This window comes from Anoxybacillus sp. UARK-01 (genome assembly GCF_002075365.1).
GTDB lineage: Bacteria > Bacillota > Bacilli > Bacillales > Anoxybacillaceae > Anoxybacteroides > Anoxybacteroides rupiense.
In genome coordinates this window covers 37,344-51,372 of sequence record NZ_NASY01000023.1, presented here as the reverse complement: position 1 = coordinate 51,372, position 14,029 = coordinate 37,344, and the positions used below count along the sequence as shown (strand labels likewise).

The following is a 14,029-nucleotide window of genomic DNA, read 5'->3' as shown; positions in this document are numbered from 1 at the left end:
ACCACTTACCTGCACGTGAAAACGTAGAAAGATGTGGAACCTCTTTGAGTCCACAAATACGCCGGAAGTAGCCAAATCGATCGAGTGTTTCCACTAACTGACGTAAAGAATCAATGGAAAAATAGGTTTTTAAAAAGAAACATTTTAACAATGATTTTTTCGAAATCGGTGGTCGCCCGGTTATATAAGGTGTTTCTGGTAAAGAAAGTTGGTCGATGTATTGAAATAAAGCCTGTAAAAGAGGATCCATTTCGCTATTCAGTGCATGTTCGATAACAAAATTGGAAATCATGATAGTGTCCACCCCTTGGAAATGTGTTTTTGGTCACTGTATATGATTTCCAAGACGGTGGATTTTTTGCGTCCTTTTATGCACCCGTTATGCGTTTTGCAACACGTTCCATAAAGTATAATTAAAGCGGTATATCAACCTATTCGCCATTGCGATTCCTATCAAGAGGTGAAAGGCATGTTTCAAAAAATAGATGAATTAAAGGCAAAGCTGGATGCTCAAAGACCGCTGCCGCCTAGTTTGTAAAAAACGTACACGAAGTATTCCGTATTGAATGGATTTACAATTCTAACGCTATGGAAGGAAATACATTGAATTTGTTGGAAACAAAAATGGTGGTAGAAGAAGGGATTACGATTGGAGGAAAAAAATTAAAAGAACATTTTGAAGCGATTAACCATGCTGAGGCGATTGATTTCGTCGAAGAGCCGGTATCATGACAGAATGGGTTTTGAAACAAATTCATTTATTGACAATGAAAATGCAGGGAAATACAGAACACATCATGTAGGCATCTCAGGAAGCGTTCATCACCCTGTTCATTTTTTAAATGTCCAAGAGGAAATGAATCATTTATTTTCTTGGTATGAACAAAATAAGACCGTGCTTCATCCCGTCCAATTAGCTGCAGAGCTTCAATTTCGGCTTGTCTATATCCATCCTTTTGCGGATGGGAACGGACGAACCGCACGTTTGATGATGAACTTTATACTCATGCACCATGGATACCCTCCTGCGATTATTAAGGCAAGCCCTGAACATCGCTTAAAGTATTTATGAAGCGTTAGAAAAAGCAAGTGTAGAAGGGGAATTGAAGCCCTTTACCGAACTGGTGACCAAATGTGTAGAGGAAAGTTTGACACATTACCTCCAGGCTTTAGGAATAGAAGAATAAATAAAAACGAGGGGAAAGGGACAGGGCCTGTCATTCGTCGATTATTTGCCGGAAAAGGCGCAGGCGATTTCATCCTAATGAAAACACCATCACACTTCAGACATATCAAAAAACAAAGCCGCTTCGTTGTAAACAACGAGGGCAGCGGATCTACCAGTTGTTAAAAATATTTTAAGATGATGAGTCAGCCCTATGATTCATTTTTGATCAGGTAGAAAAATTCCGATTTGACTGATGTTGCATTGGGTTCAAGTTCTTTCTACGCCACAGTCCCTTCCTATCCCCCCTCCAGCCGTATTTTAAGCAGTTGAAGGGGTTCTAAATGATTTTCGACAAGTGACTGGCACCCGTTCCCACGTAGCAGGCTTTCCTTTTATGAACTAGTATGAATGGTGGAAGCATTAGCTTGGTCAGCTTTTACACAATCAATAGCAATAACAATGGCGATGATGATCTTTTCCATCTCTTCATCCAATATTTGAACTTCGTAACGATCCCCCCAAGTGAACCACTTCTTACTAACATAGCCGACAACCTTCCCCTGCCGCAAAACTTGAAAGTCCATTTCCCACCAATTACCACGAACTTCAATATTGGCTGCATCAATCGTATAGCGCGGTTTCAAAATAGAAAAATCTTTTCTTATCGTTAAGACTTCTTGACCATTCACCTCTACAAAAAACTTCGGTAAAAAACTGAACGTTTTTTTCGTAATAAGAGCCACTTCTTCTCCACTTGCATTCCGGATTGAAAACGTTTTAGGAATTTTCATAAAACTGCCTTCCACGTAATAAACATCTTTTTCCGTATGATCTTTGACTGTAAATTTTTCACCCATACTAAATAGCTTCTGCTTGATAAAAAGTCGTCTCATTATCCATCCTCCCCCAAATAGACCATTCGCTATTGCCACCATCAAAATACTCATTGTAAGTTCAAAACAAAGAGAAACATACTTTTATTTTACAACATTTCCATATTTCACAGAATCATCTTTAATAATATAAAATCTTTATTATAAAATAGAAGCAGTTTGATTTCCACCAGCACTGTAGCTAATGATTCCCGGCTAAAAAGGTTCACAAACATACAGAATGACACCTTCGTTCTTGGTTAGGAGGTAACTGTGAAAAAATTAATTATTTGTTTTTTTATACCATTATTATTCATTTCTTGTGATAATGAGGAAACAGGAAGAAAACGGTCTGATTTTGTTTTATTTGAGGGGTATGTAGCGCTAAAGAAAGAGTATAACGGTAAAAGGCTATTGGTTATTCAAGATATGACAAAAGAAGATATACGCCGTATGTCCGAGGACGAAATATTGACATATGCAGCTCATCACGATAGTTTTTTATTTTATGTTCATGAGAAAGATTATCAGAAGATAAATGTTGGTCAAAAAATTAGAGTTTGGTATGCCCCGCCTGTACAAGAGTCGAAAATTTTGCAGGTTGGGGCAGAAAAGATTCAGGTGATAGACAAGTGAACTATTGTAAAGGAATCAAGGGATGATAGCCGCTTGTTGCAACGGAGGGAGAGCCATTTTGAAGAAGAAATGGAGGGCTGTACTTTTATCAGTCATACTTATACTTCTATGCTTTGCGGTTTTGGGCATAGTTTGCTAAAGGATCATTACGAACATCCCATGCTCTACCTTATCAGCGGGGCTATCCACTTTTTGGACAGCCCCTTAAACAGCAAATCAATATACAATTTGTAAAAAATCCTCCAATGATATGTTGCCAAAATAATGTTTAACATCTATCCCATTGAGCGCTTTTTCAATTTCAGCTTTTTCATATTTTATTCCTGTTAATCGTTCTTCAATCTCTTTGACATCCCCAACACCAAAGAAGTCTCCATAAATTTTGCAGTTTTCAATCATGCCTTTATTCACTTCAAGACGAACATCAATGGAGCCAATCGGGAATCTTCGCGAATGCTGCAAATTAAATTTCGGCGATTTCCCATAGTTCCAATCCCAATTTTTGTATCTTCTCTCCGAAAGGCGATGAATTTCTTCCCAATCTTTTTCTGTCAACTGATATTCGGGAATGGGCTCTTTCCCCTCAAAAATATATTGCAGCAATAATGTTTTAAACTCATCCATCGTTATTTTTTGATCAAGAAATTCAGAAATGTTGGCCACACGGCTTCGAATGGATTTAATTCCTTTCGATTCAATTTTCTCTTTTTTCACTTTGAGTGCAGATACCACATGGTCAATCTCTGAATGAAGCATTAATGTTCCATGGCTAAACATTCGTCCTCTCGTCGAAAATTGCGCATTTCCGGAAATTTTCCTTCCATCTACGACAATATCGTTACGGCCACTGAGTTCAGCATTGACCCCAAGCTTTTTTAAAGCGCGGATCACCGGTTCCGTAAATTTTCTGAAGTTATGAAAACTTTCTCCATCATCTTTGGTAATAAAACTAAAGTTCAAATTTCCGAAATCATGATAAACCGCTCCGCCACCTGAAAGTCTTCTAACCACTTTAATGTTATTTTTCTCCACATACTCCGCATTAATTTCTTCAATCGTATTTTGATTTTTGCCAATAATGATCGACGGCTCGTTTATGTAGAATAATAAATACGTTTCATTACTATCTAAATGTTTTAAAGCGTATTCTTCAATAGCCAAGTTAACGGTTGGATCTGTGATTCCTTTATTATCTATAAATAACATGGGACATCCTCCCTCTAGAAATATGGTGATATCAAGGTTCCCTAGCTTTTCAAGGGAAAAAAAATTTCGTCGACAACACTCCCCTCCCCTCCTCTGCTCCGTTTAGAGGTGGAAGGCTTCTCGGCGGATGATGTGAAACATGGGGCAGAATGGGCCTGCTCACATGATGGTGATCCTTATGCTAAAGGGATATGACGGGCTTACGGATGACCATTCTTGGACAAACCTCGGTTTCGGGCCATATCGTACAACACGATACCACTACTTAATCGTCATGTTTAAGTTCTGCCTATTATATATTTTAAGTAAATAAATAGAAGTCATTGAGAACGTTCCACCTAAGATAATAATAATGGATAAAGCAAGATAAATAAAACGTATATTGATCATATCTCCCAAATATCCAACTAACAAATAGGAAGTAAAACTTATATACGAAATCGCCATTGATATGGTGCTTTTTACTCTACCTTTTCGACAAGTGACAGGTATCTGTCTGAATGTTTGTGTCGTTGTGACTGTCTGCTTTTTATACTTGCCTTAAGACCTTAGGAACCCCCACCTAGCTGCGTTCATCGTGTTATTTTTTAACCTGTTGTTGTTTTCAGAAAAGGGAAAGATTGTATAAATGATTAAAAAATTTCTGATGAAAGAGGAACTTGAAAATGGATTGGTTTTGTTAGTGGATTGATAAGTTGAGCCCAATTTTTATGGATCCGTAAATAAAATCATGGATCAAAAAAGATAGGGCATTCAGGAAAGCGGAATAGTGGGCAGAACAGACTAACAACGTAGTCCTATTCATATCCGGATGAAATGTTTTTCCTGTCAGTATGGTGTTAGAATCAAAAACTTTTATCCAAAACTTTGCAAACTACAACTCTATTAAACATATGGATGCAGCCCTTCATGAGCTTTTATTGGAATTATTAGAGATTAAATTTTCAAAGAATTAACAAAACATAAACATAGTACCTTTTCCCTTTTTTTAGTACAAAAGGTTAAATTTTTTAAATTTTTCGTGTAAAATAATTATAGTTGATTATTGGAAAAACTATAAAGGGGAGGAAATATTTACGAAAAAGGTACTATCCGTATTCTTAGTAAGTTTACTAGCTATTCCATTTATGTTTAGTGGATCAGCACATGCAGCTCCAGCCCCAGCGTGAACAAACATTCAATTTATTGGAGTAACATCAGACGGAGAAAATGGAAATTGGGAAAAAATCGGTTTTAACCAACAATCTGCTAGTATACCGATGAGTGGCGAAAATGGATATATTGCAGTCTATGTTGAAGGAACCATTCAAGCTGGTACATTAAGAATATATAACAACGGTAATAATATCACATCTAGTACATTCCAGGCATTACCAGATGATTATGTAACGAATTCAAACAATATCGTTATAGGGACCATAAAATATATAGGTATCCCACTTTCGGCAGTTTCATCGGGCACGTTTACTGTATCAGCAAATAATTATTATCCACCTAATAATACAATTTATGATAATCTATTCATTACAGTTAATAAATAGGAGGTAAAAAAATGCAAATCAAACCAAATGACCCAAATTTCGCTGCTTATACTCGATTGACATTATTTGCTAAATTTCAAAAAAGCATAAAGGATGGAACTGAATTTGTTGGTGGAAAATCGAAAGATATTTCTTTTGAGCAATTTAACGAACTTTTGAATCAAAATAAAGTTGTAAGCAAGGAAAACGCCGGGGAAATGTCTAAATTTCATAGAGACGCACTTCAAATACAAATGAATTATAGTAAAGATCCTGAATTTACATTAAAAGTAAAAGATGTTATATCAAAGGCATTTCAATTAGGCCTTGTCGACAAGGATGAAACTTTAATAAATAAAATCGATACAAAAGCATAAGAGGGATTTACATTTTTTTCTATATAATAACCATTAGACATTGGTGATGCAAAAGTTAATTAGAAAAAAGCTTTCATTATTAGAAATGACATCACATATCGAAAAATGCTGGTCTGTAATGAATATTCATTTCACGAAATTGCCCTTACCTGATATTATCCCCTTTAAGTAGACAGTGTAAAAAGCCCATTTTTAATCGTTGGGTGTTCCACTATACTTGGAGGGGATTTTTTATGGCACGAAAAGGATAAACATTTCACCATTATACGGAGGAATTCAAACAAAGAGCGATTCACATGGATGAGAATGAGGGAATGAGCTATCAAGAGATTGCGAAGAAATTGGGAATTCCAAGCTGTACTCAAGTAAAGGGATGGGTAAAAAAGTATCGTAATGGAGAATCTCTTAGCGATCAACGGGGAAAACATGCAAACAAGAATCCATTCGACAAGTGACAGGCACCCACCTTTTCCTTACAAACTTCGCTGTCGATATAGCAAGTAAACCATATACGGTGTGCCAACCAAGGCAATTAAAATGCCACAAGGAATTTCTAGCGGTTTGAATAGAATACGCCCAAGCAAATCAGCACCTGCCACAAGAGCTCCCCCTACTAAAGCAGCTGTTGGAAGCAATCTCCGAAAAGACGCTCCCGTCAAATAACGAGCTATATGGGGCGCCATCAGCCCAACAAAGCCGACCGTACCAATTGTGGCCACCGCCGCGCCGGCCAAACTGACAGAAATGAGCAACAACAAAGTCCGCACCCGTTTCATATTCACTCCTAGCCCCACTGCCACATCCTCCCCCAATTGAAGTAAATCAAGACGACGGGATAACATCCAAGCTGCAGGAATCAGTATAAGAGGCCATGGTAATAGCGGCCAAAGATGCTCCCAACTTCGTCCATATACACTTCCAGCCATCCAGATTATTGCTCTCTGAACATCGTTGATTTTTCCAACTGTTAGTAGGAAAGTGACAAGGGCTCCTGCAATAGCCGAAATACCAACTCCTACGACTAGGAGGCGCGTTGGAGAAAGGCTACGCCGGCTAGCTAGTAAATAAGAGAATCCGCCCGCCCCCAACGCGCCAACAAATGCTATTAGCGGCAAAAAAAGCACGGATAGAGCGGGCCACACTACCATTGTCATCACCACCGCCAGTGCCGCTCCTGAATTAATTCCAACGATACTAGGGGCAGCTAACGGATTGCGGGTAATCCCTTGCAGCAACGCCCCAGAGATGGCCAAACAAGCTCCCGCCAAACAGCCGATAAGAGCGCGAGGCAAACGCAAGGTTCGCACGACAAAATGATATTCGTCAGCCCCTCCCGCAACAAGAGCTTGGAAAGCCTCGTGCAGCGGGACAGAATAAGCACCCAACACGATATGCAGCAACACAATGGTCGCATTCAGTACAAACAGCATCAAGAGAATCAAAGCGAATAAACGACTAGACACAAATCCAACCATTTCTCATCCCCTCTTTTGCGCCAAATAAATTAAAAACGGCGCTCCAAGGACAGCTGTCACAATTCCTGCGGAGATTTCTTGAGCCGGCCACACAAATCTAGCCAAAATGTCTGCCAACAAAAGCAACAGCGCCCCCAATATAGCGGAATAGGGCAATATCCACCGATAATCGCTCCCAACCAAAGCTCTCGCTACATGAGGAACAGCTAATCCAATGAAACCGATAGGTCCAGCAATCGCTACTGATGCACCAGCCAGCAAAATCACAGCTAGCAACGCCCCTAATTGAACTAACACTAGCCGTTGACCAAGTCCACGGGCTGTCTCCTCTCCAAGACTAATTAAATTCACTTGTCTTCCCAACACAATTGCACAAATCAGCCCTAAGACCATTAAAGGTAAAACGTTCATAAATAGAGAAATATCGCGGCCAGTCAGCGCCCCGGCCAACCAAAAGCGCATCGTATCCAGTGAACGCTCATCCATCACGAGAACACCTTGAATGAGAGAAGCGAAAAATAAATTAATAGCTGAACCAGCCAAGATAAGCTTGACTGGCGTCAGCCCTTGACGACCAAGCGATCCCAACACATAGGTCAATCCCCCCGATAAACCAGCACCAACCAACGCATAAGCTAAATGCCCAAACAGAGACTCCCCATCCAAAAGAAAAATATAGACAACTACAGCCAAGGATGCCCCTTGGTTCACTCCGAACAACTCAGGACCGGCTAAGGGGTTGCGTGTTATTCCTTGCATAATAGCACCTGCGGTAGCCAAGCAAGCTCCTACTGCCGTGGCAATTAGCGCACGGGGAAATCGAACCGTGCGAATCAGCAGATGCTCCTGTGATCCGTCAAAATACCATAGCGCATTCCATACAGTCGCAAGAGGAATCGCCGCTTTACCAAAAGCGATACTTGCTGCAAAAGCGACAAGTACCACGCCAAAACCCACAAATATTCCTGCCACACGCATGCCCCACTCACTCCCTATATTATGGCGCAAGGATGAATTGCTCGAGGTCATCTAGCATCAAATTAGCAGCTTGTATACCGTGCCCGCTCAACCAAGTTTCTGGGCTGACATAAAACACCTTTTGATTTTTGACTGCTTTCAACGTTTTCCATATTGGATTAGTCAAAATTTTTTCATTAAAAAATCCCATCTCCTCTTCACGTCCAAATATGAGAATCACATCTGCATCTAGATCAGCAATCTGTTCTTCAGTCATGGCCACATGTTGTTGTCCTCTCTCTGCTTGTGATTCAGGGCGAGCTAATCCTGCTTCATGAGCAATAATGCCACTAAAAGAATCCGTCAAATACACTCGCACATGATCCGTTCTTGGACGCAGCAACGCGATTTCGATTGTACGGTTTCCTAATCTCGATCGAAATTGTTCAATCCGTTGCTCATACGCTGCTATCAACTTTTTCCCCTCTTCTTTTTTCCCTATGGCCTCTGCATGCAAACGCAAGTTTTCTTTCCACGCAGTTCCTACATTTTCAATAAAAATAGTAGGTGCAATCTTTGCAAGCTTGTCATAAATAGCCTCATGCTCTACTTTGGTTCCAATGATTAAATCAGGCTTTAACCTCATAATTTCCTCTAAATTCGGCTGCTCGATCGTTCCAATCTTAGCAATCCCTTCTGTTCCCTTAAGGTAAGAAGGAAATGGCTCATCAAATGAGGCGACAGACGCCGCGCCGACCGGTGTCACACCAAGGGCAAGCAGATTGTCCAATGCGGCATTGTCTAACACTACAATCCGTTTAGGTTCAGCGGGAATGGGGGTGTTCCCCATCACATGGCGAATCGTTCTTGTTTTTGATTCTCCACCGGAATTTTCCTCCGATGCGGCAGCCCCTTCCTTCGTTTTCGGCTGCTCCGTTGTTCCGCCACAAGCCGTCAGCAACAATAGCAGAACAAAGGATAGACCAAAAGCCAACATGCTCATAAGATCACGAGAAGGAAAACGCTTAGATAAAAAAAGCCACATATCGCACTCCTCCTAATTGTATTTAAATCTACAATACCTTTATAATTGATATTGATTATCACAATCAATTATATGAATATCACTCGTTTCTTGTACATGCACAATTATGTCTAAAAAACATGTCGGATTTTGCACAATCCTTTGTAACTTTCGCACACAAACAGAAATTGCAGCTTCCCTTACAACCTAAAATAAGGAGAGTGTGACATTGGAACGAGAAATGATACTGTCATTATCATCCATATTTAAAAGACAATATGATGCAACTTACACCCGAAGATTGTTCACTATCCCTACTCCTACTTTTATCTATGTAATACAAGGTGATGGCCTTCTTCATATTAATGAGTCTGTTCATATTCTTCAGCGGAATCAGCTGTTTTTTCTTTTGCCAAACATGAACATCAAAGTAGAAACGCATCGTGAGCCTATTCATTATTATCTTCTTTTTACTCGTTGCATATGTCCCAAGCATTGGAAACCATCTGTAACTCCCGAGACATTCGCACCTTTAACACCTGGTGCGATCCCGATTCTTCCAGATTATAACGGCATAATGCTTGACCAAATCAAAACACTTTATGCTGCTGTTCGTTCTCGAACAACACCACCTTTGGAAATCAACGCTTATTTTCAGGAATGGCTGGCTCAGTTGTTGCGTTATATCCGTCAAAATGAGCAGAACGCATCGCGAATATCCGATGGGATCAAGCTAAGCATCGAACATATGCATCAGCATTTCGATCGCAAGTTGACATTGGAGCACTTGGCAGCAATCGCGGGCTATACCCCGACTTCCTATTCTCGAGAATTTAAAAAAATCAAGGGTGTATCCCCTATTGATTATCTGAATGCCCACCGCATCGAACATGCGAAACACTTATTGCTCACGCGACGGTATACGATTAAAGAAGTGGCTTCCGCAAGTGGATTTAGTAACGAATTTTATTTTAGCCGCCTGTTCAAACAAAAAACAGGAATCTCACCGACTTTATATATAAAAAGACGGAATATCCGGATTGCATCTGTTTCTTGCCTTCGCTTTCATGACATTCTTATGTCGCTCGGCGTCGATCCGGTCTATTCAGCCAACTGTCATCAAGCGAAAACCACCAATAAAGATGAGCATGAAGAAAACGTCAGTAATCATCTATCTCAAATTCGGCAAGCGAATCCAGAACTCATCATTGGCGATAGCTTTCACCTCCCTTACCTGGAACAGCTTAAAGCGATCGCCCCAACTCATCTTCTGGATTTCACCATGGACTGGCGGAAAGTCTATAGACAAATCGGAGCTTTGGTTGGAAGGGAAAAGGAAGCAGAACGCTGCATCGAGTCGACTGATAAAAGAGTGCAAGAAAGTAAACCAATCCTTCATAGTCGTTTTGGAGACGCAAGCATCACATTGATGCGTGTAGTACACAAGCTTATTCGCATTCAAGGGATGAAGTTTCATCCGCTTAACGAACTGATTTATGGCGAATTGGAGCTTAAACCAGGGTTTTGTGTACCCGCAAGTTCAATGAATGTTGAATTTTCACCGGATAAGTATCCGGATTTAGACACAGACCATTTATTTATTCAAAAGATTTTCCATTTTCCAGAAGATGAACATGTGTTCCGTTCCTTACAAAAAGATAGCATATGGCAGAACATTCGGGCAGTTAAGAAAGGACAAATCCACTATATTGATAACTGGTTCGGCATGAGCTGGTCTTCTACAGGTAGAATGCTCATTATCGAGAACTTATTGTCATTATGAAAAAACGAAAAAATAGCTGTAGATGTAACGAAAGAGGTTTTGTTTTTACTAGCCAAAACACCTAGCGGGCGAATTAGGAATACTTACAAACATCATCCGTTGTCCAACGAGCGAATCGACCGCTTTATCAAAGCTTAGGGTACAAGGCCTATGGATGATCATCAAACCATCTGAAAAAGACGTTCATTTTTTCAGGTGATGAACGTCTTCATTTTCATGGATTTTTTCAATTCGTTCGTTCACCTCTTTCGAAAAGATGATCCGAAAACCAACAACAGGCGTTGGCCCTCCGAAGGGGGACGAACGCCTGTTTGTTCATCTTACAACGCTTCTTTAATCATCTTTTTATAATAAAGAACGGACAGGATGCCGAAAATCGAGTATAACGCCGTATAGACGAGCATGACGGTCAGCATCGGCATCCAAAGCTCGGTGCCAAAAAAGAACCAGCCGGAGCGGACGGCGAAATAGCTGTGGGACAATCCCAAGATTAAAGGAATGCCAAAGTTGAATAACTGCTTTCCTTGAATGCCCGAAAGCAAATCGCCTTGCGTAAAACCAAGCTTTCTTAAAATCGTATAATTCGGTTGCTCGTCTTGACCTTCATCCATTTGTTTAAAATAAAGAATGCAGCCTGATGTGATCAGGAAGGTTAATCCTAAAAAGGCGACAATAAACATGATCAGCCCAAATTGATACTTCTGGTTGCTGATGATGGCGAGCCGGGAATCGGCTGGAGCATGGAAATTCATCGTTTGAAACATGTCGTCCGCTTTTTCTACTTTTTCTTCATCGGAAATATGAATTCCGATATAAACCGTGGACTCCTTTTGGATTTTCGGATCGATGTCCTTTTTTAGCCGTTCGAAAATCGTTTTATCCACAATGGCCGTCGGAAAGCCGTATGTGAAACGATAAGAAATATAATAGGTTTTTTCCAGTCCTAAATAGCGCAGCTTGATCTCTTCGTGCTTTCCTTTTAACTGGATCTGCCCCGATTTTTTAAACGGCATAAATTGAGCGAGATAATCTTGATAACCGGTAAACAGCGTTTGATCCGGCGGCAAATCGATCGTTTCCACATCGCTGTCGCGAATGACCGGCACCGGCATGGCTGCTAGATCCACATTTAAGATGCTCGAATCCACATTCTCGAGAATGGAGGTGAGATCCGCCTTCACCTGAATCACGTCGATCACTTTTTCTTTATACGGAATGCCTTTCTCCTTGAGAGCCTCCGTGAAGCGTTTGGCATCTTCTTGATTCATAAAAGAAAAATCGGCAGCCACGGTATTTCGCGCCGTCTGTCCTGCTGAATAGTAGGAAATATAACTTAAGGACAGCAGCCCAATGGCAAGGGCGGACACCGTTGTAATAATCGTCAACAGCAAAGCATTGGATTTCATGCGGAACATTAAAGACGAAAGCGACAATACTTCGCCAATATTTAAGTATCCTCCTTTTCTTTTGCGAAGGAGATAAAAAAGAAAGCTGACCGTTCCCTTGAAAAAGAAGTAGGTGCCGATAATGACAGATCCTAATATAAAGGCCATCGCTAGGAAAAGCTCATTGATCGTGACAAAATCGCCGTCAAATAATTTGGATGACACATAATAGCCTGTCAGTATCAATACGAGACCAAAAATTCCGATGAGCATTTCCAAAACCGATACTTTTTTTACTTCTGTCGTGGACGTTACGCGAAATAAAGACAAAATGGTCTGCTTTTGGATAAACCAGCGGTTCATCAGCATAATGAACAGATAAATCACACTAAACACAACCAGCGTTTGTACCAACGCTTTTTCGGAAAAAGACAAAGTGGCGATGGCTTCGATATTCGTCACTTTAAACAAAATCATCAGCAAAAGCTTGGAGCTGGCAAATCCAATAAAAATGCCAATGATGAGAGAACTGTAATAAAGGATAAAGTTTTCAGCCGTCAACATGCGGGAAATTTTTCCCTTCGTCATGCCGATTAACTGAAATAAACCGATTTCTTTGCTCCGCCGCTTGATGAAAATGGCATTAGCATAGAAGAGAAAAACACCGACAATGGCAATCAGCAGCACGGAAGCGGCCCGAATGGCAGCGGCTCCTTTTACCGTTCCTTTCATCTCATTCAAGGCCGGATCATATTGCAATGTCACAAAAGAGAAATAAAGCGCAACGGCAAAAATTAAAGCAAACACGTACAAATAGTAATTTTTCACGTTTTTTCTCAAGCTGCGAAAGATGAGTTGATTAATGCTCATGCTGCACCCCGCCTAACACGCCTTGGGTTTTCATAATGTCGTGAAAGAAGGCTTGCCGCGTTTCATTTCCTTTGTTTAATTGCGTATACACCTGGCCGTCTTTGATAAAAATGACCCTGCTGGAGAAGCTGGCGGCGACCGGGTCATGAGTGACCATCACAATCGTGGCTTTTCTCTTCCGATTTAAACGCTGCAGCTTATTTAACAAATCGGATGCCGATTTGGAATCGAGAGCGCCTGTCGGTTCATCGGCAAAAATAATGCTCGGTTCATGAATAAAGGCCCGCGCCGCTGAAGTGCGCTGCTTTTGTCCGCCGGAAATTTCGTTCGGATATTTATCTTTGATCTCATAAATGCCCAGCTCTGTCGCCAGTTCAGCAAATTTTTGCTCCGCCTCTTTTTTGGGCGTTTTCGTAATCGATAGAGGCAGTAGAACATTTTCCTTTACGGTCAAGGTATCCAGCAAGTTGTATTCCTGAAAAATGAATCCTAAATGGTTTTTGCGGAATTCCGCCAGCTGTTTTTCCTTCATGCCGACAATATCTTTGCCTTCAATTTTAATCATTCCTTGACTGACCCGATCAATGGAAGAAAGAACATTGAGCAGCGTTGTTTTTCCGGAGCCCGAAGGTCCCATAATGCTGAGAAATTCCCCTTTTTCTACACGAATATCGAGTCCTTTTAACACCTCTTGTTTATTAAATTTATTTCCATAGCTTTTGTAAATGTTGGATGCTTCTAAAATGATCATGTTGC

12 protein-coding genes and 2 pseudogenes are annotated in these 14,029 nt (G+C 40.7%); 6 read left to right on the top strand and 8 right to left on the bottom strand.

Annotation, left to right across the window (positions count from 1 at the left end; translation table 11 throughout):
* Window positions 1–292, bottom strand: a 292-nt coding sequence (locus B6A27_RS02850; protein WP_139788052.1) for a transposase, incomplete at its 3' end; no start/stop codon positions are given.
* A 177-nt stretch (window positions 293–469) separates the two neighbouring features.
* Between B6A27_RS02850 and B6A27_RS02845 the strand changes: the two are divergent.
* Window positions 470–1,187, top strand: a pseudogene (locus tag B6A27_RS02845) (Fic family protein).
* Window positions 1,188–1,560: 373 nt separating this feature from the next.
* Here B6A27_RS02845 and B6A27_RS02840 read toward each other — a convergent pair.
* A complete protein-coding gene (locus tag B6A27_RS02840; protein WP_080860056.1) occupies window positions 1,561–2,061 on the bottom strand; it encodes an LURP-one-related/scramblase family protein in 501 nt (166 codons plus the stop codon).
* Between the two features lie 252 nt (window positions 2,062–2,313).
* Here B6A27_RS02840 and B6A27_RS02835 point away from each other — a divergent pair, with 252 nt between their 5' ends.
* Window positions 2,314–2,676 carry a DUF3221 domain-containing protein gene (locus B6A27_RS02835; protein ID WP_044744358.1) on the top strand — a complete coding sequence of 121 codons (363 nt, stop codon included), beginning with the start codon at window positions 2,314–2,316 and terminating at the stop codon, window positions 2,674–2,676.
* A gap of 216 nt (window positions 2,677–2,892) precedes the next feature.
* On the opposite strand, the gene lplA is transcribed toward B6A27_RS02835, so the two are convergent.
* Complete coding sequence (gene lplA, locus B6A27_RS02830) at window positions 2,893–3,882, bottom strand: lipoate--protein ligase (protein ID WP_080860054.1); 990 nt, start codon at window positions 3,880–3,882, stop codon at window positions 2,893–2,895.
* 1,175 nt (window positions 3,883–5,057) lie between these two features.
* Here lplA and B6A27_RS19345 point away from each other — a divergent pair.
* From B6A27_RS19345 to B6A27_RS19340, 3 genes and pseudogenes are all read left to right on the top strand, one after another.
* Window positions 5,058–5,423 (top strand): DUF4879 domain-containing protein, encoded by a 366-nt coding sequence (locus B6A27_RS19345; protein WP_139788053.1) that lies wholly within the window; start codon window positions 5,058–5,060, stop codon window positions 5,421–5,423.
* Window positions 5,424–5,434: 11 nt separating this feature from the next.
* Window positions 5,435–5,779, top strand: a complete 345-nt coding sequence (locus B6A27_RS02825; RefSeq protein ID WP_044744360.1) for a hypothetical protein — start codon at window positions 5,435–5,437, stop codon at window positions 5,777–5,779.
* A gap of 275 nt (window positions 5,780–6,054) precedes the next feature.
* Window positions 6,055–6,234: pseudogene (locus B6A27_RS19340) on the top strand (helix-turn-helix domain-containing protein); the annotation flags it as partial.
* Window positions 6,235–6,252: 18 nt separating this feature from the next.
* Here the strand turns inward: B6A27_RS19340 and B6A27_RS02815 are convergent.
* The 3 genes from B6A27_RS02815 to B6A27_RS02805 are packed head-to-tail and all read right to left on the bottom strand — an operon-like array spanning window position 6,253 to window position 9,256.
* Window positions 6,253–7,254: a FecCD family ABC transporter permease gene (locus B6A27_RS02815; RefSeq protein WP_080860050.1), complete on the bottom strand. Its 1,002-nt coding sequence runs from the start codon at window positions 7,252–7,254 to the stop codon at window positions 6,253–6,255.
* Window positions 7,255–7,257: 3 nt separating this feature from the next.
* On the bottom strand, window positions 7,258–8,232 hold the full coding sequence (locus B6A27_RS02810; protein ID WP_201722542.1) for a FecCD family ABC transporter permease: 975 nt from the start codon (window positions 8,230–8,232) through the stop codon (window positions 7,258–7,260).
* Window positions 8,233–8,251: 19 nt separating this feature from the next.
* Complete coding sequence (locus tag B6A27_RS02805) at window positions 8,252–9,256, bottom strand: ABC transporter substrate-binding protein (RefSeq protein WP_080860046.1); 1,005 nt, start codon at window positions 9,254–9,256, stop codon at window positions 8,252–8,254.
* Window positions 9,257–9,464: 208 nt separating this feature from the next.
* Between B6A27_RS02805 and B6A27_RS02800 the strand changes: the two genes are divergently transcribed.
* Entirely contained in the window at window positions 9,465–11,018 is a 1,554-nt protein-coding gene (locus B6A27_RS02800) for an AraC family transcriptional regulator (RefSeq protein WP_080860044.1), read from the top strand.
* 320 nt (window positions 11,019–11,338) lie between these two features.
* On the opposite strand, the gene B6A27_RS02795 is transcribed toward B6A27_RS02800, so the two are convergent.
* The gene (locus B6A27_RS02795; RefSeq protein WP_080860042.1) at window positions 11,339–13,273 is read right to left on the bottom strand and encodes an FtsX-like permease family protein; all 1,935 of its coding nucleotides are present in this window, start codon (window positions 13,271–13,273) and stop codon (window positions 11,339–11,341) included.
* Window positions 13,263–14,024 carry an ABC transporter ATP-binding protein gene (locus B6A27_RS02790; RefSeq protein WP_080860040.1) on the bottom strand — a complete coding sequence of 254 codons (762 nt, stop codon included), beginning with the start codon at window positions 14,022–14,024 and terminating at the stop codon, window positions 13,263–13,265. Before B6A27_RS02790 ends, B6A27_RS02795 begins: the two co-directional genes overlap by 11 nt.
* Window positions 14,025–14,029 lie beyond the last annotated feature (5 nt).

Excerpts from the sequence above, each read along its gene's own strand:
- B6A27_RS02840 (WP_080860056.1), bottom strand. The coding sequence starts at position 2,061 with ATGAGACGACTTTTTATCAAGCAGAAGCTATTTAGTATGGGTGAAAAA.
- lplA (WP_080860054.1), bottom strand. The coding sequence starts at position 3,882 with ATGTTATTTATAGATAATAAAGGAATCACAGATCCAACCGTTAACTTG.
- B6A27_RS02825 (WP_044744360.1), top strand. The coding sequence starts at position 5,435 with ATGCAAATCAAACCAAATGACCCAAATTTCGCTGCTTATACTCGATTG.
- B6A27_RS02815 (WP_080860050.1), bottom strand. The coding sequence starts at position 7,254 with ATGGTTGGATTTGTGTCTAGTCGTTTATTCGCTTTGATTCTCTTGATG.
- B6A27_RS02810 (WP_201722542.1), bottom strand. The coding sequence starts at position 8,232 with ATGCGTGTGGCAGGAATATTTGTGGGTTTTGGCGTGGTACTTGTCGCT.
- B6A27_RS02805 (WP_080860046.1), bottom strand. The coding sequence starts at position 9,256 with ATGTGGCTTTTTTTATCTAAGCGTTTTCCTTCTCGTGATCTTATGAGC.
- B6A27_RS02795 (WP_080860042.1), bottom strand. The coding sequence starts at position 13,273 with ATGAGCATTAATCAACTCATCTTTCGCAGCTTGAGAAAAAACGTGAAA.
- B6A27_RS02790 (WP_080860040.1), bottom strand. The coding sequence starts at position 14,024 with ATGATCATTTTAGAAGCATCCAACATTTACAAAAGCTATGGAAATAAA.